This is a genomic window from Pseudoduganella sp. jia 9 (assembly GCF_055502615.1).
The window spans coordinates 128,918-150,167 of sequence record NZ_JBUPWE010000007.1 but is presented as its reverse complement, the minus strand read 5'-3'; the positions used below and the strand labels follow the sequence as shown (position 1 = coordinate 150,167).

At 65.2% G+C, this 21,250-nt stretch carries 19 protein-coding genes and 4 tRNA genes; 9 read left to right on the top strand and 14 right to left on the bottom strand.

What is annotated here, in order from left to right:
- Nucleotides 1–24 precede the first annotated feature (24 nt).
- Nucleotides 25–648, bottom strand: a complete 624-nt coding sequence (locus ACY34H_RS10355) for a LysE/ArgO family amino acid transporter (protein ID WP_464977411.1) — start codon at nt 646–648, stop codon at nt 25–27.
- Between the two features lie 96 nt (nt 649–744).
- Here ACY34H_RS10355 and ACY34H_RS10350 point away from each other — a divergent pair, with 96 nt between their 5' ends.
- Nucleotides 745–1,641 (top strand): LysR family transcriptional regulator ArgP, encoded by an 897-nt coding sequence (locus tag ACY34H_RS10350; protein WP_464977410.1) that lies wholly within the window; start codon nt 745–747, stop codon nt 1,639–1,641.
- On the opposite strand, the gene ACY34H_RS10345 is transcribed toward ACY34H_RS10350, so the two are convergent.
- Together ACY34H_RS10345 and ACY34H_RS10340 are read right to left on the bottom strand one after the other, a co-directional pair.
- Nucleotides 1,635–2,714: a type II asparaginase gene (locus ACY34H_RS10345; RefSeq protein ID WP_464977409.1), complete on the bottom strand. Its 1,080-nt coding sequence runs from the start codon at nt 2,712–2,714 to the stop codon at nt 1,635–1,637. The genes ACY34H_RS10350 and ACY34H_RS10345 overlap by 7 nt on opposite strands.
- Before the next feature lie 219 nt (nt 2,715–2,933).
- Entirely contained in the window at nt 2,934–3,482 is a 549-nt protein-coding gene (locus tag ACY34H_RS10340) for an FxDxF family PEP-CTERM protein (RefSeq protein ID WP_464977408.1), read from the bottom strand.
- A gap of 308 nt (nt 3,483–3,790) precedes the next feature.
- Between ACY34H_RS10340 and ACY34H_RS10335 the strand changes: the two genes are divergently transcribed.
- The 7 genes from ACY34H_RS10335 to ACY34H_RS10305 all read left to right on the top strand — a co-directional run bounded on the left by ACY34H_RS10335 (nt 3,791) and on the right by ACY34H_RS10305 (nt 8,556).
- Nucleotides 3,791–4,672 carry a LysR substrate-binding domain-containing protein gene (locus tag ACY34H_RS10335; protein WP_464977407.1) on the top strand — a complete coding sequence of 294 codons (882 nt, stop codon included), beginning with the start codon at nt 3,791–3,793 and terminating at the stop codon, nt 4,670–4,672.
- Nucleotides 4,673–4,976: 304 nt separating this feature from the next.
- Nucleotides 4,977–5,138: a hypothetical protein gene (locus tag ACY34H_RS10330; protein ID WP_464977406.1), complete on the top strand. Its 162-nt coding sequence runs from the start codon at nt 4,977–4,979 to the stop codon at nt 5,136–5,138.
- A gap of 25 nt (nt 5,139–5,163) precedes the next feature.
- A complete protein-coding gene (locus ACY34H_RS10325) occupies nt 5,164–5,325 on the top strand; it encodes a hypothetical protein (protein ID WP_464977405.1) in 162 nt (53 codons plus the stop codon).
- Between the two features lie 259 nt (nt 5,326–5,584).
- Nucleotides 5,585–5,962, top strand: coding sequence for a LiaF transmembrane domain-containing protein (locus ACY34H_RS10320; protein WP_464977404.1), 378 nt, complete (start codon nt 5,585–5,587; stop codon nt 5,960–5,962).
- On the top strand, nt 5,959–6,663 hold the full coding sequence (locus ACY34H_RS10315; protein WP_464977403.1) for a LiaF transmembrane domain-containing protein: 705 nt from the start codon (nt 5,959–5,961) through the stop codon (nt 6,661–6,663). The genes ACY34H_RS10320 and ACY34H_RS10315 overlap by 4 nt, the downstream gene beginning before the upstream one ends.
- A 13-nt stretch (nt 6,664–6,676) precedes the next feature.
- Entirely contained in the window at nt 6,677–7,777 is a 1,101-nt protein-coding gene (locus ACY34H_RS10310; protein WP_464977402.1) for a sensor histidine kinase, read from the top strand.
- Nucleotides 7,778–7,821: 44 nt separating this feature from the next.
- A complete protein-coding gene (locus ACY34H_RS10305) occupies nt 7,822–8,556 on the top strand; it encodes a LytR/AlgR family response regulator transcription factor (RefSeq protein WP_464977588.1) in 735 nt (244 codons plus the stop codon).
- Between the two features lie 11 nt (nt 8,557–8,567).
- Here ACY34H_RS10305 and ACY34H_RS10300 read toward each other — a convergent pair whose 3' ends face one another.
- The 11 genes from ACY34H_RS10300 to ACY34H_RS10250 all read right to left on the bottom strand — a co-directional run bounded on the left by ACY34H_RS10300 (nt 8,568) and on the right by ACY34H_RS10250 (nt 18,208).
- Nucleotides 8,568–10,847, bottom strand: a complete 2,280-nt coding sequence (locus tag ACY34H_RS10300) for an ATP-dependent DNA helicase (RefSeq protein WP_464977401.1) — start codon at nt 10,845–10,847, stop codon at nt 8,568–8,570.
- Nucleotides 10,844–12,493: a VRR-NUC domain-containing protein gene (locus ACY34H_RS10295; protein WP_464977400.1), complete on the bottom strand. Its 1,650-nt coding sequence runs from the start codon at nt 12,491–12,493 to the stop codon at nt 10,844–10,846. Before ACY34H_RS10295 ends, ACY34H_RS10300 begins: the two co-directional genes overlap by 4 nt.
- Nucleotides 12,494–12,707: 214 nt before the next feature.
- Nucleotides 12,708–13,259, bottom strand: coding sequence for a phasin family protein (locus ACY34H_RS10290; protein ID WP_464977399.1), 552 nt, complete (start codon nt 13,257–13,259; stop codon nt 12,708–12,710).
- 37 nt (nt 13,260–13,296) lie between these two features.
- Complete coding sequence (locus tag ACY34H_RS10285; protein WP_464977398.1) at nt 13,297–13,515, bottom strand: hypothetical protein; 219 nt, start codon at nt 13,513–13,515, stop codon at nt 13,297–13,299.
- 63 nt (nt 13,516–13,578) lie between these two features.
- Nucleotides 13,579–15,771 carry an ATP-binding protein gene (locus ACY34H_RS10280; RefSeq protein ID WP_464977397.1) on the bottom strand — a complete coding sequence of 731 codons (2,193 nt, stop codon included), beginning with the start codon at nt 15,769–15,771 and terminating at the stop codon, nt 13,579–13,581.
- A gap of 109 nt (nt 15,772–15,880) precedes the next feature.
- Nucleotides 15,881–15,965 (bottom strand) — tRNA-Leu (locus ACY34H_RS10275).
- 46 nt (nt 15,966–16,011) lie between these two features.
- Nucleotides 16,012–16,096 (bottom strand) — tRNA-Leu (locus ACY34H_RS10270).
- A 90-nt stretch (nt 16,097–16,186) separates the two neighbouring features.
- Nucleotides 16,187–17,281 (bottom strand): NF038122 family metalloprotease, encoded by a 1,095-nt coding sequence (locus ACY34H_RS10265; RefSeq protein WP_464977396.1) that lies wholly within the window; start codon nt 17,279–17,281, stop codon nt 16,187–16,189.
- Between the two features lie 31 nt (nt 17,282–17,312).
- The gene (locus ACY34H_RS10260; protein ID WP_464977395.1) at nt 17,313–17,747 is read right to left on the bottom strand and encodes a hypothetical protein; all 435 of its coding nucleotides are present in this window, start codon (nt 17,745–17,747) and stop codon (nt 17,313–17,315) included.
- Nucleotides 17,738–17,822: transfer RNA gene (locus ACY34H_RS10255), tRNA-Leu, on the bottom strand. Before ACY34H_RS10255 ends, ACY34H_RS10260 begins: the two co-directional genes overlap by 10 nt.
- 301 nt (nt 17,823–18,123) lie before the next feature.
- Nucleotides 18,124–18,208, bottom strand: a tRNA-Leu gene (locus tag ACY34H_RS10250).
- A gap of 360 nt (nt 18,209–18,568) precedes the next feature.
- Between ACY34H_RS10250 and rnr the strand changes: the two genes are divergently transcribed.
- Nucleotides 18,569–21,232: a ribonuclease R gene (gene rnr, locus ACY34H_RS10245; protein WP_464977394.1), complete on the top strand. Its 2,664-nt coding sequence runs from the start codon at nt 18,569–18,571 to the stop codon at nt 21,230–21,232.
- The last annotated feature ends 18 nt before the right edge of the window (nt 21,233–21,250 follow it).

The following is a 21,250-nucleotide window of genomic DNA, read 5'->3' as shown; positions in this document are numbered from 1 at the left end:
ACGCAGGGCCGCCGCATGGCATCGCTATAGCGCCGCCAGGCCATCGGCCACCAGGCCGGCGGCCAGCAGCAGCATCACGGCGCCGGTCACCGCTTCGATGCACTTCCATGCCGCCGGCCGCGCCAGTACCCCGGCAAAACGGGCGGCGCCAAAGCCCAGCAGGCTGAACCAGAGCAGCGACGCCGTCATGGCACCCGCCGAGAACACGGTGCGGTCGGGCGCAGCGTAGCGCCCGCCGATCGAGCCCAGCAGCACAACGGTATCCAGGTAGACATGGGGATTGAGCAGCGATAAGGCCAGCACGCTGGCCAGTGCCGCAGCGGCGGAACGTGGCGCGGCGGCGCCAGCGACATCCAGCCGGCCCGGTGCCAGCATTGCCCGCCAGCTGCGCAGGCCATACCAGGCCAGGAATGCCGCACCGCCCCAGCGCGCCAGCGCCATCAGCAGCGGCGACCGTTCGATCAGCGCACCCGCGCCGGCCACGCCGGCCCCGATCAATACCACATCGATCACGATGCAGGCCGCGACCGTCAGCGCAACATGGCTGCGTTGTACGCCCATGCGCAGCACATGCGCGTTCTGCGCGCCGATCGCCATGATCAGGCTGGCCCCCAGTCCCAGGCCGCTCAAGAAAACCTGTGTCGTCATCGTGCTCTCCGTGAAAAACGTATTGTCACGAAAACGCCCGTGTAAATGAAGCTCACTTAATATAATTCATGTTTCGTTAGAATTACTAAGGAAGCGATGGACACACGGCATTGCGAGGCTTTCCTGGCCGCTGCGGAAACCGGCAGCTTCGAATCGGCGGCGGCCGAACTGAACGTCACGCCTTCCGCCGTCTCGCAACGCATTGCTGCGCTGGAGACAACGCTCGGGTCGCCGCTGCTGATCCGCAGCCGGCCGTGCCGCACCACGGCGGCCGGGCAGCGCCTGCTGGTGCATCTGCGCCGCAGCAGGCTGCTGGAAGAAGAGTTTTTTGCCGGCCTGCACGATCAGTCCGCGCTGCCACTGCGCATTGCGCTCGCCGTCAACAACGATACGCTGGCAACCTGGCTATTGCCGGGAATCGCCGACTTCCTGCAGCGCGAGCACATGACGCTCGATATCGTGCTGGATGAGCAGAATTACACGTATGCACTGCTGGAACAGGGCGCCGCGGTCGCCGGTGTTTCCAGCGAACCGAACGCCATGCGCGGGTGCATGGTGCAGCCGCTCGGCACCATCCGCTACCGGATGCTGGCTTCCCCGGCGTTCGCCGCGCGCTGGTTTCCCAATGGGTTCGAACGGGAAGCGGGACGGCACGCTCCTGTCGTGGTTTTCTCGCGCAAGGACCGCCTGCAGGCCGATTTCATCCAGGCGGAACTGGGGCTGATGCCGGGCAGCTATCCGGTGCACTACGTGCCGGCAAGCGCCCCGTTCATGGATGCCGTCAGGCTGGGCCTCGGCTATGGCATGCTGCCGTCCCAGCAATATGGCGACGCCGTGGAAACGGGAGAACTGATCGATCTCGCGCCCGGCAACTACACCGACGTGCCGTTATATTGGCACGCCTGGCGTGTCCAGTCGCCGGCCCTCGAACGCCTGGGCCAGGCGGTGGTGGCGGCGGCGCGTGCCACGCTCCACCAGCCGTCAGCTCAATAGGTGTAGAACATGCGCTGGATTTCCGCTGTATTGCTGGTCTTCGTCAGCGCGAGCATCAGCAGGATGCGCGCCTTTTGCGGATTGAGCGTATCGGCGGCAATGAAGTCGAGTTCGTCATCGTTCGCTTCGCCGTTCCTTGCCAGGATGCCCTGGCCAACGCGGCTGGCGCGTACGATGACGGTTCCCTTCTTGCGTGCGGCGACCAGGGCGGGCTTGACCCGCGCGGCCAGGCTGCCATCGCCGACACCGGCGTGGATGATCCCTTTCGCGCCCGCGGCAACGAAGGCATCCAGCGCCACCGGATTCATGTTGGCATAGCCGTACACGATATCGACCTGGGGCAGGGCGGCAACGCCGGAAATGTCGAACTCGGTGTCGGCGGTATGCTTGCGCGTGGAGGTGCGATAGAAGAACGCCTTGCCGCCCTGCAGGTAGCCGATCAGGCCCAGTTCCGGCGTCTTGAAACTGTCGGGGGTCGAGGTATTCGTCTTGGTCACGTCGCGCGCCGAATGGATCTGGTCGTTCAGCGCCACCAGCACGCCTTTGCCGACCGCGTCCCGGCTGCCGGCCACGAGCACCGCGTTGTACAGGTTCAGTGGCCCATCGGCCGACAGCGCCGTCGAAGGCCGCATCGCGCCGACCAGCACGACCGGCTTGCGGCTCTTGACGACCAGGTCGAGGAAGTAGGCGGTTTCCTCCAGCGTATCGGTACCGTGCGTGATGACGATGCCATCCACGTCGGCTTGGGCGAGCAGTGCGTTGACGCGCTTGCCCAGCGTCAGCCAATGCTCGTTGGTCATGCTTTCGCTGGCGATCTGGAAGACCTGTTCGCCCTTCACGTTGGCCACTTTCGCCAACTCCGGCACGGCGGCGATCAATTGCTGCACGCCGACGGTGGCGGCGGTGTAGCCGACCGTCGTGGTGCTGGTGGCGCCGGTGCCGGCGATGGTGCCGCCGGTCGCCAGGATCATGACGTTCGGCCGTGTCTGCGCATGGACACCGGTCAGGACGAACAGCAGCGCGGCCAGCGCAAGGAACAGTTGTGAACCGTGCGCGATCTTCAGTCTCGACATGCGGATTCCTTTCAGGACTTGTTAAGTTAGGCGCATCATAGCAAGCCAATCGGCCAACTCAAATGCACAGGCCGGACGAGGCTCCAGGATGACCGCGCCGGACGAGGAATCCGGTCGACCCGGCCGGACGCACAGGGCGGCACTGCGATGCCAGGCAGGCGCCGCGGGCGCAAAAAAACCCGCCGCGGCGGGTTTTTCTTTACCAGGTCGCAGCCTTGCTCAACCCAGCTTGTCTTCGGTCTTGCGGCGCGCAGTGAGGGCCAGGAGGCCGATGCCGACAGCCAGCATCGTGTAAGTGGTGGGTTCCGGCACCGGGGCCAGGTTCAATGTACCTGCGTAGGCCCCGCCCATGTTCATGGCCAGCGTGTTACCGGTGACAGTGAAACCGTACGAGCCGGATGCCAGCGTGTCGACCGGGTAGAACTCGATGCCCCCTTGGGAGGTAAAGACAGTGTCCAGGTCCATGCGGCTTCCATCCTCGGCTTGCCAGAAGAACTGTATGTCGGTGATGGCGTAGTTCGCCTGGCGGGCGCCATTGATCACCGTGCGTCCCACGACGGCAGTGCCGGACGCCACGGAAGCCAGGTCGAGGTCGAACAGGTAGGTGTCGATATTGGTGGCACCGGACCATGCATGCAATGCAGCGAAGTCCGCGTTGCCGTCGGCGTTGAAGGTGAGAGTGGTTTGAGCGGACGCAGCGCCAGAGGCAAGCAGACCTGCGGAGAGCAGCAGGGAACCTGCCACTTTGCTGAATAAGGCTTTCTTCATTTAGATATACCCCTTGACTCGTTTGTTGTTACGAAGTGATAGCGCTTAGCCGGCAGCCCTGTGAACTCCTCATCGCTGAAAAAAGAATAAGCTTACAAGGTTGCCAACATTGTTAATATAATCCCATGAGTCGTCCTATCACTTCATTTATGAAATGTGCAGGTTCCGTCAGCGCGGGCCCGCGTGTTAGCGTCAAGGGGGAGCTGAAGCCCTACCAAAGGTCAAGGAGAATTTTTTATTGCCCAGTTGTTTCGCCGGCATGGCTGCCGCGCCGGCGCCGATCCGGATCATTCCCATATAATTCCCCGATGGACATCAATTCGGACGACCTGCTGACCTTCGTGACCGTCGTCGACAGCGGCTCCCTGAGCGCCGCCGCGGGTCACCTGGGACAGACGACGTCCGGCGTCAGCCGTGCGCTGGCGCGGCTCGAGGACAAGCTGCAGACCTCGCTTCTGACGCGCACCACGCGCCGCATGGAGCTGACCGAGGAAGGCCAGTTGTTCCTCGAGCGCGCGCGCCGCATCCTGGCGTCGATCGAGGAGGTGGAAGAGTGCATCCGCATGCGTCGCCAGCAGCCGGCCGGGCGCCTGTGCGTCGATGCGGCGTCGCCATTCATGCTGCACTGTATCGTGCCGCACGTCGCCGAATTCCGCGTGCTGTACCCGGAAATCAGGCTGGAACTCACGTCGAACGACCGCATTGCCGACCTGATCGAGCATCGCACGGACATCGCCATCCGCATCGGCACGCTGAACGATTCCACGCTGCATGCGCGGCCGCTGACAGCCAGCCCGCTGCACGTGCTTGCCAGCCCCGGCTATCTGGCCCGGCATGGCACCCCGGCGACGCCCGCCGATCTCGCGCACCATGCGCTGCTCGGCTTCGTGCAATACGAGCAGGGGAATGTCTGGCCCCTGCGGCATGACGCCGGCGACAGCCTGGCGATCGCTCCGGCGCTGGCTGCATCGTCCGGCGAGACATTGCGCCACCTCGCGCTGGCCGGCGAAGGCATCGCTTGCCTGGCCGACTTCATGACGCGCGCGGACATCATTGGCGGCCGCCTCGTGCCAGTGCTGGCGGCATGCAACACCGGCTATCGCCAGCAGATTCACGCCGTGTATTACCGCAACACGCAGCTGGCCCAGCGCATCAGCTGCTTCCTCGAATTCCTCCAGCAAAAATTGTAGGCAAACAGCGCCATGCCGAGGCTGTAGGCGCGCTCCCACATCGACACGCGCGAAAGCGCCGGCGGAATTGTTCGCTGGCGCACGGTCGTTCCAAAGGTGCCTTAATAATATGGAGTTGCGTGACTAAGTTACGTGACCAAGTCGTGTAACAGAGCGCGATGCAACGAACAGGATAACGAAGCAGGCCGCTCGTCCGCAGGCAAGCCGGTCGCCTCAAGCGCCGGCACCAGAATTTCGAACCAGGCAGCGACGCAACCCGCCATCAGCGAACAGGGCCGCGAACGCGAACATATAGGAGGTCATCATGATGACGACGCAGACCAGTCACCCCTCGAAGGAAGCGGTGCGTGAATACCTGGAACGCAGGTCCAGTGACGTGGAACCACCGCCGACGCCGGAAGAAATCCGGCGCCAGCTGGGCTGGGGCCTGGTGATGTACGACCAGAAGTTCGATGGCAGATCTTGAAAACTTGAGAAAAAAAGGAGAACACATGACGCACCGTATCGGCAACAAGGACATCGCGCAAATGCGCGGCAAGGAAGAAAAGAAGCGTACGCGCGCCTTCAACAAGGCAATGGAAGCCGAGAAGCAGGCCATCGCCCGCGCGAAATACCGTAACCAGGTCAAAGGCCAGGCGGCAAGCGCCGCCTGAGCGGCCCCAGTCGGACAGATTCCTCACCCCCACCCACGGCATGCCGTGGGTTTTTTTCAGGCCGCGGCGTTCGCCCGCCGCCGCAGCGCAATGCTCGTCGGCGGCTCCCCGCATGGCTCCCCCCAGCGTCTTCCCGTAGTTCCGATCATTCACCGATTTTTCCGTCATTCACCGGCAGCCAGCCGCCATTCGCCGAAAAGCGGTTTCGCCCGCGGCCGGTGCGGCGTATCGTTCCGTCATCGATCCGATGGAGGAACCCATGCAAACCGTTGTGGACAGGGCGCGGCTGAAACTGCGCCGGCAAGTGATCTGGGGCCTGGCACTGGTGGCGTTCGGCGTGGCCTACCTGGCCAACCGGGACGACCACGAAGCCGTAATGGACCTGTGGACTTACTGGCCGCTGGTGCTGATCGCCTTTGGCATCGGCAACATGCTGCCGCCCGTGGATGGCCGGCGTTTCGTCGACGGCCTGTCGCAGGTGCTGTTCGGCGCCTGGTTCTACGCGACGTATGAAGGCCTGTGGGGCCTGACCTTCCGTAACAGCTGGCCATTGCTTATCATCGTGGCCGGCGCGGGCATGGTGCTGCAGCCGCTGGCGGCACGTTACTTCGATAGAAAACCGGGAGAGGAAGCATGAGCACGGGACGACAACACAATCCGGCCGCGCAGGTCGTGGTCGGCCTCGCCGTCATCGCGGTGGGGCTGCTTTTCCTGCTCGATAACCTGGGCTGGCTGGAACTGGACATGAGTGTGCAATTCTGGCCGGTGGTGCTGATCGTGGCCGGCGTATTGAAGATCATGGGTGCGCGCTCTGCCAACGGCAGCATCATCGGCGGCGCGCTGCTGCTGTTCGGCCTGGTACTGCTGCTCAAGGGAATCGGCCTGCTGTCGGTCGGCTGGAACGTGCTGGCGCCGGTGGCGATGATCGCCGTGGGGCTGATCGTGGTGGGCCGGTCGGCGATGCAGCGGCGCGCCGTCAACACGTCCGCCGTGCCGCTGAAGGGCGGTGACGAAGACGCCGTCTTCGCCACCGCCATCCTCGGCGCCTACAAGCGCCGCGTCACGTCGCAGCAGTTCGCCGGCGGCGAGATCACCGCGATCATGGGCGGTTGCGAACTCGACCTGCGTGAAGCCTCGCTGGCCGGCGACGCGGTCGTGAACATCTTCGCGCTGATGGGCGGGATCACGATCCAGGTACCGGTCGACTGGGCCGTGCAGCTGGAAGGCGCGCCGATCCTGGGCGGCTTCGAGGAATCGACGCTGCGGCCGAAAGACGGTTCGAAGCGCCTGGTCGTGCGCGGCTACGCCATCATGGGCGGCGTGGAAATCCGCAACTGATGGCTGTACCGCTGTGAGCTGGCTGACCCGGGCGCGGCGCGGTGCGCTGCTGTATTTGATGGCGTGGCTGATCGTTGGCGCGGTGCTGGGCGGCGTGTGCGCCGTGCTGGCGCCGGCACCGCCCGTCAACGCGCTGCTGTTCGCCATTCCCGGCACCCTGGTGTACGGCGTGGCGGCCGGCTTTTCGGCGTACTACCTGTGCCGCGCCAATCCGCTTGGCGCGCGCTCCCCTGCGCTGGTGGTGCTGATGCTGTGCACGGCGGCCGTGGCGGCCGCATTCATGTGGCTCGCGGTACTGGGCGGCTGGAATGAGCTGTGCCTCGCGGCCGGCGTGCGCTGGGCCGGCATCGCGCAGACGCCGCTGCTGTCGGCCTTCCTGTTCGCGCTGGGGGCGCTGTTGTACGGGCTGCTGGCAACGCTCAATTATCTGGCGATCGAATCGGGCCGCGCCCGCAACGCGGAACGGCGCGAGCTGCAATCGAAGCTGATGGCGCAGGATGCGGAATTGCGGATGCTGCGCACGCAGGTCGACCCGCACTTCCTGTTCAACAGCCTGAACTCGGTCAGCGCGCTGACTTCGCGCGATCCGAAGGGGGCGCGCGAGATGACGCTGCGGCTGGCCGGCTTCTTCCGCCGCAGCCAGGGCATGGCCGGCCATCCGCGCATCACGCTGGCGCAGGAAATGGACCTGGTGCGCGACTTCCTCGCGATCGAAAAAGTGCGCTTCGGCGAGCGGCTGGTGTCCGAGGAAGCGCTGGAGAAGGGCGCGCTCGATTGCCTGGTGCCGCCGATGATCATCCAGCCGCTGGTGGAGAACGCGATCAAGCACGGCATCGGCCAGCTGACCGAAGGCGGCCTGGTGCTGGTGGCGGCCTGGCGCGACGGCGACCGGCTGTCGATCACCGTCAGCAATGCGGTCGATCCGGAGATGCCGCATACCCGGCTGGAATCACGGCGCGGCGGCATCGGCCTGGCCAATGTGCGGCAGCGGCTGGCCTGCGCCTATCCTCACCAGTCGGCACTCGAATGGAAGCGGGAAGGGGACACCTTCACCGTCGAAATCCGCTTGCCGGCGCAGACTTCCGACACGCACGGCAGCGATGCCGCAACATGAACCGGCACATACGGCACATACGGGACAAACAAGGCATGAATACCATGCGGCTGATTCTGGTGGATGACGAACCCCTCGCGCGCGGCGTCGCGCGCGAGTACCTGGCCGCGCATGCGGACATCGAGATCGTGGCCGAATGCGCCAACGGCTTCGAGGCCGTGAAGGCGATCACGGAACTGGCGCCGGACCTGGTGCTGCTGGACATCCAGATGCCGAAACTCGATGGCTTCGAAGTGGCTGAACTGGTCGGCAACCGGACCCGCTTCATCTTCGCCACCGCGTTCGACCAGTACGCCATCCGCGCCTTCGAGATCCATGCGCTCGATTACCTGCTCAAGCCGTTCAGCCAGGAGCGCTTCGACAGGGCGCTGGCGCATGCCCGGGCCAGCCTGGCCAGCGCCCTGCCGCGTCAGGAGGCGGCCGTGCGCGAAGCCGCCACGGCGCGCGACAGGCCGCTCGGCCGCGTGCTGATACGCGACGGTGCGAAGGTGCACATCATCGCCACCGAAAAAATCGCCTGGATCGAAGCGCAGGACGACTACGTCCAGGTCCACGCCGGCGGCAAGGCTTACCTGAAGAACGGCACCCTGGGCGAACTGGAAGCACAGCTGGAGGCCGGCCGCTTCCTGCGCATCCACCGCTCCTATCTGGTCAATGTCGAACACGTGGCGCGCATCGAACCATCCGGCAGGGACAGCCACGCCGCCATCCTGGCCGACGGCACGAGCCTGCCCATCAGCCGCAGCGGCTACCAGAAGATCCGCGCGGTCATGGAGTAAACCCCGCCGGCTTATCCCGGCACGTGCCACCATGCCGGCAGCAGGGAACGGATCTCGGGCCGGGCGAAGCGGTCGTCGATCAGGTGCACGGTGCCGGTGTCGCTGGTGGTGCGGATCACGCGGCCGGCCGCCTGCACCACCTTCTGCAGGCCGGGGTACAGGTAAGTGTAGTCGTAGCCGGCGCCGAAGATGGCCTGCATCCGTTCGCGGATCCGTTCGTTGACGGGATTGAGCTGCGGCAGCCCCAGCGTGGCGATGAAGGCGCCGATCAGCCGCGCGCCGGGCAGGTCGATGCCTTCGCCGAAAGCGCCGCCCAGCACGGCAAAGCCGATGCCCTGGCCCGTTTCGGTGAAGCGGGCCAGGAAGGCATCGCGCTCGGCTTCGCCCATCCGCCGCGGCTGGCGCCACACGGTCACGTGCGGGTGCTCGCGTTCGAACAGGGCGGCAGCCTTGTCGAGATAGTCGAAGCTGCTGAAGAAGGCCAGGTAGTTGCCGGGCTGGCGCCCGTACTGCTCGCCCATCAGCGCGGCGATCGGCGCCAGCGAGCGGTCGCGGTGCTGGTAGCGCGTCGAAATGTGGCCGGCGATGTGCACCGTCAGCTGCGCGGCCTGGAACGGCGAGGCCACGTCGACCCACGCGGTGCCGGCCGGCATGCCCAAGGTGTCGCTGAAATAGTTCCAGGGGCTGAGCGTGGCCGAGAACAGCGCCGTGGTGCGGGCCGCGGCAAAGCGCGGCTGCAGGAACGGCGCCGGCACGATGTTGCGCAGGCACAGCACGGAATCGGCGCGCGTGCCGCCGCCGGCGCCGCGGTTCGCGATCGTGACATCGAATACCGAGTGATCGCCGAAGCTCTCGGCCAGGCGCGTGAAATGCAGCACCGAGAAATAGAAGTCGAGGATGTCGGCATCGAACCATGCGGGATTTTCCGCCATGTAGTCGCCGATGTCGGTGGCGGCGGTCTGCAATGCGTTGACGAGTTTTTCCGGCAGGGCGTCGTAGGCGCGATAGTCGTCCTGCTGTTCTTTTTCCAGCGCCGACCATTGCCGGTGCACGCGGTCGAGCGCCTTCTTCAGCGCCGCCGGCGCGGTCTTGCGCAGCAGCCGCAGGCCGGCATGTTCCAGCTCCGCCGAATACATCTTGCGGGCGCGCGACACCATGTTGTGCGCCTCGTCGGCCAGCACGGCGATGCGCCAGTCGTTCATCACGGTCAGCGAATGCAGCATCGCCGTCACGTCGAAATAATAGTTGTAGTCGCCGACCACCACGTCGGCCCAGCGTACCAGTTCGCTTTGCAGGTAGTACGGGCACACATCGTGAGCCAGCGCCACCTCGCGCACGCCGGCGCGGTCGAGCATCGGCTGGCGCACCGCCGCGGCGCGGGCCGCCGGCAGCCGGTCATAGAAGCCCTTCGCCAGCGGACAGGATTCGCCGTGGCAGGCCTTGTCCGGATGTTCGCAGGCCGTGTTGCGGGCCGCCAGTTCCAGCGTGCGCAGCGGCAGCAGCGGTGCGCCGGCCTTGATGTTTTCCACCGCATCGAGCGCCATGCGGCGGCCGGATGTTTTCGCGGCCAGGAAGAAGATCTTGTCGTGGCCATGCGCGGCGGCCGCCTTCAGCAGCGGAAACAGGCTGCCCACGCTCTTGCCGATGCCGGTCGGTGCCTGCGCCAGCAGCGCGCACGAGCGGGCGCTGGCCTTGTACATCGCCTCGGCCAGTTCGCGCTGGCCGGGCCGGAAATCGGCATGGGGAAAACGCAGTGCCCGCAACTGCTCGTCGCGTGCGGCGCGGTGCGCCAGCTCGCCCTCGGCCCAGGCCAGGAACAGGCCGCACTGCGCTTCGAAGTACGCCTGCAGCGATGCCGCAGTGTGTTCCTCGACGAGATGGGTTTCCTTTTGCGAGCCGATATCGTAGTAGACCAGCGCCAGGCGCAGCGACGGCAGGGCGCGCGCCGCGCACAGCAGGTGGCCATACACCTTGACTTGCGCCCAGTGCAGCGCGCGATGGTTGCCGGGCATGCGCTCCAGCTCGCCCCTGAAGGTCTTGATTTCCTCGAGCTGGTTGCGCTTCGGGTCGTAGCCGTCGGCGCGGCCGCGCACGCGCAGCGGGCCGAATTCGCCGGCCAGGGCGATCTCGCGTTCGTAGTCGTCGTCGCGCCGCGACGTGACCACGCCATGCCCGGCGATGCCTTCCTGCGCGGTGGGGGAGGGCGTGAAGCGCAGGTCCAGGTCGCCCGCCTTGGCGGTGAACTCGCACAGCGCACGCACCGCGACGGTGTAGCCCGGCCCTTGCGTCATTGCGGCGCCCATTGCAGGTAGCAGACCGTGACCGGCATGCGGTGCTGCGCGCAGTAGTCGATCCAGCGCAGCTGGTTGTCCTGCAGGCGGTCGCCAGGGCCCTTCACTTCGATCATGTTGTAGCGGCGCTCGGCCGGCCAGAACTGGATCAGGTCGGGAAAGCCCGTGCGGTTGGCCTTGACGTCCTGCAGGATGCGCAGGAACGCCTGCTTCAGGTGGGCGGGCGGAATGCAGTGCAGCGCCAGGTCGAGCAGCGTGTCGTCGAGCGCGCCCCAGAACACGAAGGGCGACGAGATGCCGCGCTTGGCCTCCAGGTTGCGCCGGATCGTGGCGTGATAGCCGCCGTCGTCCAGCTGCGCCAGGCAGGCATTGAAGTGGGCGGCGCGGCGGCGGTGGAAGTCGGCGCTGTGCAGGTCCGCCGGACCGTGGTGGAACGGGTGGAAGAACGCGCCGGGAATCGCGGCGAATACCGCCTCCCAGCACAACAGCCCGAACAGCGAATTGATCAGCGCGTTCTCGACATAGAACACCGGCGCCTCGGCGTGGTTCAGGTGGTCGCGTACCACCCCTTCGACCCACCACTGGCCATCGGGCCGGGGCAGCGCGAGGTCCAGCCGCGCCGGCGGCACGGGCCTGGCGGCCGCGCCGCGCGGGTGGCCGAGGCGGCGCGCCAGCCGCGGCGCCATGCGCAGCAGGTGCTGGCGTTCCGCCTCGTTTTCCGGCGCGGCCATCGCCGCCTGCAGCCGTTCCCAGGCGGCGCCGAACTGTTCATCCTTTTCCAGTACCCGAATGGCCCGCGCGCGCGCGCCCGGATAGGCGCAATCGCCGTAGACGGCGCAGGCGCCGGCCCAGTCGCGCAGCTTTTCCAGTTGCTGGCCCATCTGGAACAGCAGCTTGTGGCGGCGGCTGGCCAGCCATTCGTTGTCCGTGCCGGGCGGCGGCACGTCGCGCAGCACGTCCAGCGGCGCCTCGCCGTTGCCGAAGCGTTCGCGGCATGCGTGCAGCTGCAGGTAGTCGTCGATGTCCCGGCGCGTGCGGAATCCCCGCGCGGCTTCCGAAATCTCCACCCGTTCGAAGCGGAATACGCCGAGGTCGGACAGCACGAATTCCGTCCAGTCCTGGTGGTAATTACCGAAGAAGATCAGCCGCAGCCGGTCGCACAGCGGTTTGGCGACGATACGGTAGGCTTCCTCCCGTGCCTCGATGTTCTGCCACCAGGCGGAAAACGGGCGCTCGCCGGCGTGATCGGCACGCAGCGCCTCCAATTGCGCTTCCTTGCGCGCCGAGCGCAGCGCGCCGGCCAGCCCGAATGCCCGGCACAGCTCCGGCTTCTGCAGCAGGTCGAACAGTTCGTCGAGCGACACGGCGGGATCGACGACGATCCAGCCCGCATCGGCCAGCGGCCCGGCGGCCGCACGGGCGCAGCCGATCTCCTCATAGACGAGCTTCGACGCGCGGAACAGTTGGCCCTTGCGCATCACCATGCGCACGAACAGCGCGCGGGAAGCACGGGGCAGGGCGGGGAAGCGTTCGATGAACTCGCGTTCCTCGCCGTCGAGCAGGTCGGCGTAGCGTTCGCCGATCCATTCCAGCACGCGGTGGAAATTATCCAGGTAATAAAAAAGGTTTTCCAGGACGGGTTTCATGCGAACAGCGGGAGGACGGAGAAGATAAGGGAAACGGAAGCGGAAACAGAAACGGAAACAGCAACGGAAACTGGGAAAAGCGGTGGGGCTTTTGCGTTGCTTCCAAAAAAAACGGCGGGAGAGACAATGAACTGTATTTATATACAGTCTATCGCTTCTCCCGCCGCTTGCACAGCGTTTTATCGCATGCCGGCAACCTGCCGGCAATTTGCCCTCAGTGCTTGGTCTGGCCGGCGCCCTGCTGTTCGGCGATCGCGGCCGCTTTCGCCAGTTGTTCCTCGAACGTCGTCACTGCCTGGCGGGTCGCCTTGGTGACCTGCTCGTAGCCGGCAAAGGCGTTGTCGATCGCCGTCTTGACGATTTGCACCGCGTTCTCGGAGCCGGGCCGCACGTTTTTCGTCACATCGTGGATCAGGGCCGTCAGGTTGCTGCGCGCTTCGGCCAGGTGGGCTTCGGCGGCAGTGGTGAATTCGCCATGGATTTCGGCCAGGATCTGGCCGAGCTGGTGGTTGTATTCGGCGACGTTGGTAAGGTTCTGCATCCGGGCGCTGGCTGCGGCCATGGCCGCCTTCGGATCGGGCGCCTGGCTCATTTCGCGACCGGCCGCAAGATTCTTCTCGACGCCGCTCCTGGCCGTATCGATATTGAGCTGCAGTACCTGCTCGAGGCCTTGCACCGCCTTGCTGGTCAGCGTATTGAAGGTTTCGAGCTGGAACTCGAACAGGGTTTTCGTCGCTTGGGCGAACTGCTCGGGATTCTGAAACATGTCTCCTCCGTCGGTGTGAAAAAATCTTGTCGGGCCATTATTGAACACGAATTAACTTCTCGCAACGAGAATCCTTGTAGGGGCCAAGCAATTTTCGCCAGCCGGGGCCGAGCGGCGTTTGCGAACACACCTTGGCGCCGCTGTCGGTCACGCTTTCCCACAGCCACCAGGGCGCGGGCGCGGCGGCGGCGGCCACGGCGAGCAGCAGCGCGGCGCCAGGCAGGGATCGTTTGAGAAGGGCAGGGAGTGAAGTCATCGGGCTGGCAGGTCAGGTCGGGTGCAGATTCGGCAGGTCCGCGGTTCCAGGAGGGGCGCAGGTTCAGCGCGGTGCCATGGCGGGCAGCGTCATCGTGAAGACGGTGCCGGAACCCGGCGTACTGCGTACGGCGATCCGGCCGCCCAGCACGCCGGTGACGATATTGTGCGTGATGTGCAGGCCGAGGCCGGAACCGCCGGCGCCGGGCCTGGTGGTAAAGAAGGGATCATACACCCGCGAAAGAATGCCGGGCGCGATGCCGGCGCCGTTATCGGCCAGCGACAACGCAATCATGCCGTCTTCCAGCGCATGTGCGCACAGCGTGACGACGCCGTCGCCGCGCCCGTCCAGCCCGTGGACGACGGCGTTCTCGAACAGCGCCGACACGGCTTGCCCGAGCGGGCCCGGGTAACTGTCCATCGCCAGCCCCGGGGCGATTTCCTGCACCACGCGAGGGCGGGGGGGCGCGGTGGCGGCCGTCAGCGGCAGCACCAGTTCGGCAATGAACTCGTCCAGCCGGAACTGGCGGCGCTGCGAGCTGGCGGTATCGACGGCCACCTGCCGGAAACTGGCGATCAGCGCGGCGGCCCGGCGCAGGTTGCGCACCACCAGGTCGTCCGCCTCGCCGGCCTGGGCCAGGTATTGTTCCAGGTCGGAGCGGCGCAGGCCGCTTGCCAGGCTGTCGCGCAGCGCGCCCAGGCGCTCGCTCATCGCGCTGGCGATCGTCAGCGAATTGCCGATCGGCGTGTTCAGCTCATGGGCGACGCCGGCCACCAGGGCGCCCAGCGCGGCCAGCTTGTCCCGGCGTACCAGCTCGTCCTGGGTCTTGCGCAGGTCGTCCAGCGCGGCGGCCAGTCCGGCGCTGGCCTGTTCGGCGCGCTCCTTCGCGCTGCGCAGTTCGGCGGTACGGGCCGCCACCAGGTCTTCCAGGTGGTCGCGGTGCCGCGCCAGCTCCACCTCGCGCCGGGTGCGCTCGATGGCGATGCCGGCCAGGTGCACGGCCACCGCGATCAGCCGCTCGTCGTCCGCGCGGGGCAGGCGCACATCGCGGTAATAGATCGCGAACGAGCCCAGCACCGTCTGCCGGTCGGTCATGATCGGCATTGCCCAGCATGCGTGCAGGCCATACCGCGCAGCCAGTTCATGCCAGCCGTTCCAGCGCGCGTCGTGGCGGATGTCCGCCACCACCACGGGTTCGCGGCGGAACATCGCGCTGCCGCACGAGCCCACGTCCGGACCGATCTGCAGCCCGTCGAACGCACGCAGGAATTCTGGCGGCATGCTGGGCGCGGCGCCGCCACGCACGGTGACACCGTCCTCTTCGAGCAGCAGCACGGTGCAGACCAGGCCCGGCGCCTGGCCTTCGATCAGGCGCAGCAGGCTGGCCAGGATGTCGGGCAGCGGCGCGCCGCGTGCGATCATTTCCAGCAGCCGGTTCTGCCCGGTGCGCAGCGCCTCGGCGATGCGCTGGCCCGTCACGTCCGCCACGCGCATGTGCAGCAGCTGCAAGCCGTTCTTCTGCAGCACGACGAGGCGCAGTTCGCCGTCGATCTGGCGCCCGCTGCTGTGCTGGAATGTCAGCGGGAAAATGCGGATGTCGCCGGACAGGCCGCGGGCCACAAGGGCATCGACTGCATCGGCCGTTGGCGCGCCGTCAGGCTGCACGGGCGGGCACAGGTCCGCCAGCCGCATGCGCATCAGTTCCGTACCGCTGCGCCCGAACATGCGCTCGGCGTTGCGGTTGACGTCCACCGGCAGCCCAAGCGCCGTGTCGAACAGGATGATCGCATCCGGCGAGCCGGCCAGCAGTGCGTGGTAGTTGACTTCGAGGGTGCCGGTATCGAGCGGGCCACCCACCGGCAGCCAGGCCTGGCGCGCCGTGAGTTCGACCGCGATCTTCTCGACCACGTCCTCGGCCGCGCAGGGCAGGCGGATATAGCCCGCGGCGCCGGCCCGCAGCGCCTGCTGCTGTTCCTCGTCGGTTGGCACAGCCGACATCACCAGCACCGGTACGGTACCGGCCAGCCGCGTGCACAGTTCCATCCGGGCACTGCCCGCCAGGGCGGCATCGAGCAGCACGAGCGCCACGTGGTCGGCGGGTGAAGCCGCGCGCATCGCCGCCAGCGCCGTGTCGCCGCGGTTGACGACGCCCACCTGGAAACCGGCGCGCTCCAGCGCTCGTTCCAGCGCGGGAAAGCCGGCGGCGCTGGCGATCAGGATCGTGTTCGGCGTATCGGTTGGGAGCATGCTGGACATGGGCAGAGTGTAGTCCATGTGATGAAGGATGGTGGCCAAAAGAAAACGCCGCCGATTCTCGCGAATCGGCGGCGTCTCGGGGTTTTTTCAAACCCGGCATCCGGTAGAGTGGTGCCCACGGAGGGACTCGAACCCCCACACCTTGCGGCACATGGACCTGAACCATGCGCGTCTACCAATTCCGCCACGTGGGCACTGGTGCTTCTCAGCGTTACTTCTCAATGTATCGAAAACAGGACTTGGTGCCCACGGAGGGACTCGAACCCCCACACCTTGCGGCACATGGACCTGAACCATGCGCGTCTACCAATTCCGCCACGTGGGCCCTGTTTTCTTTACTTCGTTGCGGTGTTCAGCAACAGAAGGCACGCATCTTAAAGGCCGCCACCGGATCCGTCAACCATCATTTTTGTTTTTACGAAATATTTTTCGACTTCCGGGCGGCTTTGCGCGCGCGGCCACCCAGCAGCAGCAGGCCGGCGCCCAGCATTGCGTAAGTCGACGGTTCCGGAACCGGCGACACGTTCCAGCCGATCACGTCCATCGCCAGCAGATCCTGCTGCGAGATGCCCAGCGCCTCGCCGCGGCCGGCGGTAGGGTCCATCAGGCCGATATACAGGTCGTCTTTCCAGTGGCTGGCCTGGCGGCCGTCGCCATGTTCGACGCCGTTGGAGAACAGCGCGATTTCCGTGGCGCCACCGTCGATCGAGAAATACTTCTCGCGGTTGTCGGCGGTCCAGTCGGTCACGCCCAGTGCCGCGCTTTCGTCGGAATAGCGGAACATGTCCAGGCCGGAGACGAAGGTGAACGCCTGGTCGGGGAATACCTGGGGCGGCGTGGAATTGAAGTCGAGGATGTCGACGCCGCTGATGAAGCCCAGCGTATGGCCGATCTCGTGCGCCGCCACGCCGACGAAATCGTAGGCATTCGCGCTGACGCCATCGTTCGGGTTGAAGTCGAACGCGAACTGGCTGTTGAACTGGATGAAGCCGTCGCAGGTGCCGATGCAGCCGGTCAGCGTCTGCTGCTGCGTCGACAGGCCGATCGCCTTGGCCTCGGCCGTGGTGATGCGCACCTGTGTATTGTTGGCGTCGCCATCGTTGTCGAGGTAGGGCGTGGCGCTGGCCGAGCCGTTCGGATTGTTCGCGGTGCGGTTCAACAGCATGCCGAAGGAGTTGCCGGTGGCGAGGCTGGCAGTGGCCGTGGCATCGAAACCGGACGAGATATCGTTGACCAGTCCCTGGCGGAACGTCGAATACGAGTATGTCTGCTGGGCCGATTGCGCCTGCCCGAGGATGTTCGATCCCAGCGGGTTGAAGCCGACCGTGAGGTTGATCGTCACGTCGTCGGCAAGCAGGTTGGACCAGAGCGAGGCGGCGCTGATGAAACCTTGCTGCGCCTGCAGCGAAGTACCGGCGGTGAACTGGAAATTGAACACCGGCGCGGCCGCGGCGGACCCGGCGGCAAAGACGGCACTGGCCAGCGCAATACCGGTCAATAAAGTTTTCATGAAATGCTCCCTGTAGTTATTGGACAAAACTTCATAGGCAAAAAGCGTGCGGAGGTTTCTGCCGGACGGGAAAAGCCTCCGCGAAGAGCGCGGCCGCGCCGGGGCGTAAAAAGATCCGACGCGGATAATAAAAGAGCCGCAGACCTGCGATCCACGGCTCCTTCAATATCCAGCAGTGCCCACCGATTGGCGCATTCCGGCACGGCCCGGCTGCGAGCCGTGCGTGCCGGCCGGTTTCGCCACCCCTGGACACGATAATCCACTGCATCGTACTGCTCGGCAGTATGGCAACAATGATATCGGCCGAAAATGAACTCAGCAATAAAAATGTTGGCTTTTTATAATTATATTTAGTTGCGGAACGCGGCGAGTGCCGATTCGCTTCCCCGCACCATGGCACCATGGCAAAAAAGCCGTGAATCTCGCGATTCACGGCTTTTTCTGTATCCGGTAGAGTGGTGCCCACGGAGGGACTCGAACCCCCACACCTTGCGGCACATGGACCTGAACCATGCGCGTCTACCAATTCCGCCACGTGGGCACTGAACTGCTGTACTTCATTTCGCTGCGATGCTCTGCAACGAGGCACGCATCATAGCGGCGAAATGCGAACTCGGCAATAGCGATCCGTGTTTTAACGTAAATTTTCCCGACTGTGGGGAACGCCGGCGGTATCGGAGGTAAAGGCAGGGTAATAAGGCGGCAGGCAGGACGGTGCGGGATTGGCGCATGAACGGATGAGCCGGGGAAAAGCCAGCCCCAAAGAGCCAGCCCAAAAGAGCCAGCCCCAAAGCAAAAAGCCGTGAATCTCGCGATTCACGGCTTTTTCGTATTCGGTAGAGTGGTGCCCACGGAGGGACTCGAACCCCCACACCTTGCGGCACATGGACCTGAACCATGCGCGTCTACCAATTCCGCCACGTGGGCACTGCATTACAAGCGCCGGGTCTGCTTACTGATCTGCTTATTCAGTCCATGGATTGCAACCGAATTTCAACGACGTTCCCGACTCCTGTTATGATATCGCCTTGGAGAGTTTTGCGCCAGATGAACTTGCATTCCACACTGCACATCAACCCTTTACAACGCCTTGCCGCGATTTGCATCGCTGCGAGAGCCAGAATTATAGAGCAATCTTTTCGAATGTCAAAGGCCCTCAGGAAAGTCTCCCGGGAGCACGCTCCGATTGGCGCGTGTTAGGCAAACCGGCGCACCTCCGGTACACTATGTTGCCATCTTTCCTCACGATCATCCCCTAATTCATCCTAATAAGACCAAAGAACAGTTTTGAACCAGACGATCCACACCATTCCCAGCCGCGAGGAAATCCTCGGCATTTTCCGCAGCGCCAATGCGCCGCTCGACCTGCGCACGCTGTCCATGTCGCTCGGGGTGAAGACTGAATCCCAGGCCGTGCTGACGCGGCGCCTGAACGCGATGGAGCGCGATGGCCAGATCCGTTCGGACGGCAGCGGCTTCTATGTGTTGGCCGATCATTCGGAATTCGTTTCCGGGCGAGTCAGCGCGCACCGCGACGGCTTCGGCTTCGTGATTCCCGATGAACCGGGCGACGACCTGTTCCTGTCCGAACGCGAAATGCAGAAAGTACTGCATGGCGACAAGGTAATGGCCAAGGTGACCGGTTTCGACCGCCGTGGCCGCCCGGAAGGCACCATCGTCGAAGTCGTCGAACGGGGCAATACGCACATCATCGGCCGCCTGCTGAAGGATAACGGCGTGTGGATCGTGGCCCCGGAAGACAAGCGCATCGGCCAGGACATCCTGCTGACCGGCGCGACCGGCAAGGCCAAGAGCGGCCAGATCGTCAGCGTCGAACTGACCGAGCAGCCGGGCCGCTTCAAGCAGCCGGTCGGCAGGATCGTCGAAGTGCTGGGCGACATGGACGACCCCGGCATGGAAATCGAGATCGCCGTGCGCAAGTTCGGCGTGCCGCATGTGTTTTCCGCTGCCGCCCTGAAGCAGGCCGCCAGGCTGCCCGACGTGGTCCATGAAAAGGACAGGGGCGAACGGGTCGACCTGCGCGACGTGCCGCTGGTGACGATCGACGGCGAGGATGCGCGCGACTTCGACGACGCCGTGTACTGCGAGCCGGTGAAAGTAGGCCGCGCCAACGCCTTCCGCCTGATCGTGGCCATCGCCGACGTGTCCCATTACGTGAAGCCGAACGATGCGCTCGATAACGATGCGATCGAACGCAGCACGTCGGTGTATTTCCCGCGCCGGGTGATCCCGATGCTGCCGGAAAAGCTGTCGAACGGCCTGTGCTCGCTGAACCCGGCCGTCGACCGCCTGACCCTGGTCTGCGACGCGGTCGTTACCGCGCAGGGTGAGATCAAGGCCTACCAGTTCTACCCGGCCGTGATCCACTCGGCGGCGCGTTTCACGTACACCGAAGTGGCGGCGATCCTGTCGAACACGAAGGGGCCGGAAGCGGCCAAGCGGGCGCAACTGGTGCCACACCTGCAGAACCTGTATGCCGTCTACCATGCGCTGCTGAAGGCGCGCATGGAGCGGGGCGCGATCGATTTCGAAACCACCGAAACCTATATCGTCTGCAACCCGGCCGGCAAGATCGAGAAGATCATTCCGCGCACCCGCAACGATGCGCACAAGCTGATCGAGGAATGCATGCTGGCCGCCAACGTGTGCGCGGCCGATTTGCTGCTTCGCCACAAGCATCCCGGCACCTACCGGATCCACGCCGCGCCGACCAAGGAAAAACTGACGCAGGTGCGCGAATTCCTCAAGCAGGTGGGCCTGTCGCTGGGCGGCGGCGATACGCCGGTGGCCGGCGACTACGCCGAGCTGATGCGCAAGATCAAGGAACGGCCGGATGCCAACCTGCTGCAGACCATGCTGCTGCGCTCGATGCAGCAAGCCGTCTACAGTCCGGAAAACATCGGCCACTTCGGCCTGGCCTATGAAGCGTATGCGCACTTCACCAGCCCGATCCGCCGCTACCCGGACCTGCTCACGCACCGCTCGATCAAGGCCATCCTGCAAGGCAAGAAATATGAGCCGAAGGTGGAAGACAAGAGCGTGCTGAACACCACGGTATCGAACGCGACGCGCCGCCAGCAGGTGAAGGACAAGGCCGCCGGCAAGGAACCGAAAGCGGCGCGCGACCTCACCGTGTGGGATGCGCTGGGCGTGCACTGCTCGGCCAACGAGCGCCGCGCCGACGAGGCATCGCGCGATGTCGAAGCCTGGCTGAAGTGCTACTTCATGCAGGACAAGCTGGGCGAGGAGTTCAGCGGCATCATCACCGGCGTGACCACTTTCGGCATCTTCGTGCAGCTCGACCAGCTGTTCGTCGAGGGCCTGGTGCACGTGACCGACCTGGGCGCCGATTACTTCCAGTACGACGATGCGCGCCACGAACTGCGCGGCGAACGCACCGGCAAGCGCTTCCAGCTGACCGACCGCGTGACCGTGCAGGTGGTGCGCGTGGACCTTGAATCGCGCAAGATCGACCTGCGCCTGGCGCCGAGCGAGACCGAGGGCATGGCACCGCCATCGCCGCGCGGCGGCCGCAAGGGTGCCGCATTCCATGACGACGGCTTCGGCGACGAAGAAGTCAAGCCGCGCCGCGGCGGCTCGCGCGGTGCCGGTGGCCGCAACGGCTCGGCCGGCAAGGGCGCCGGCAGGTCGGAGCCTGGCACGGAAAAGGCTGGCGCGGCGCGCAACGATGCCGACGAAGGCATCGCGCCACGCAAGGGTGCGGCCAAGCGCCGCGGCGGTGCGGACGAAACCGCATCGGCCGGCCCGGCACCGTCGATCACGCTGTTGCCGCAGTTCGACCCTGCGCCGAAGGCCAGGGACGGCAGCAGGGGCGCCGCGCCGGCCAAGCGCGGCAAGACCCAGACTGCCGCGGGATCGGCTGCCAAAGCGGCCGCCAAACCTGGCGGAAAGACCCGCAAGAAGCGTTAACAGTTACAGTCAAGCAAG

Bases quoted from the DNA above. Each gene is read 5' to 3' on its own strand.
- ACY34H_RS10305 (WP_464977588.1), top strand. From the start codon at position 7,822: ATGCGGCTGATTCTGGTGGATGACGAACCCCTCGCGCGCGGCGTCGCG.
- ACY34H_RS10265 (WP_464977396.1), bottom strand. From the start codon at position 17,281: ATGAAAACTTTATTGACCGGTATTGCGCTGGCCAGTGCCGTCTTTGCC.
- ACY34H_RS10330 (WP_464977406.1), top strand. From the start codon at position 4,977: ATGATGACGACGCAGACCAGTCACCCCTCGAAGGAAGCGGTGCGTGAA.
- ACY34H_RS10320 (WP_464977404.1), top strand. From the start codon at position 5,585: ATGCAAACCGTTGTGGACAGGGCGCGGCTGAAACTGCGCCGGCAAGTG.
- ACY34H_RS10325 (WP_464977405.1), top strand. From the start codon at position 5,164: ATGACGCACCGTATCGGCAACAAGGACATCGCGCAAATGCGCGGCAAG.
- ACY34H_RS10355 (WP_464977411.1), bottom strand. From the start codon at position 648: ATGACGACACAGGTTTTCTTGAGCGGCCTGGGACTGGGGGCCAGCCTG.
- ACY34H_RS10300 (WP_464977401.1), bottom strand. From the start codon at position 10,847: ATGACGCAAGGGCCGGGCTACACCGTCGCGGTGCGTGCGCTGTGCGAG.
- ACY34H_RS10295 (WP_464977400.1), bottom strand. From the start codon at position 12,493: ATGAAACCCGTCCTGGAAAACCTTTTTTATTACCTGGATAATTTCCAC.
- ACY34H_RS10345 (WP_464977409.1), bottom strand. From the start codon at position 2,714: ATGTCGAGACTGAAGATCGCGCACGGTTCACAACTGTTCCTTGCGCTG.
- ACY34H_RS10350 (WP_464977410.1), top strand. From the start codon at position 745: ATGGACACACGGCATTGCGAGGCTTTCCTGGCCGCTGCGGAAACCGGC.
- ACY34H_RS10285 (WP_464977398.1), bottom strand. From the start codon at position 13,515: ATGACTTCACTCCCTGCCCTTCTCAAACGATCCCTGCCTGGCGCCGCG.
- ACY34H_RS10290 (WP_464977399.1), bottom strand. From the start codon at position 13,259: ATGTTTCAGAATCCCGAGCAGTTCGCCCAAGCGACGAAAACCCTGTTC.
- ACY34H_RS10340 (WP_464977408.1), bottom strand. From the start codon at position 3,482: ATGAAGAAAGCCTTATTCAGCAAAGTGGCAGGTTCCCTGCTGCTCTCC.
- ACY34H_RS10335 (WP_464977407.1), top strand. From the start codon at position 3,791: ATGGACATCAATTCGGACGACCTGCTGACCTTCGTGACCGTCGTCGAC.
- ACY34H_RS10315 (WP_464977403.1), top strand. From the start codon at position 5,959: ATGAGCACGGGACGACAACACAATCCGGCCGCGCAGGTCGTGGTCGGC.
- ACY34H_RS10280 (WP_464977397.1), bottom strand. From the start codon at position 15,771: ATGTCCAGCATGCTCCCAACCGATACGCCGAACACGATCCTGATCGCC.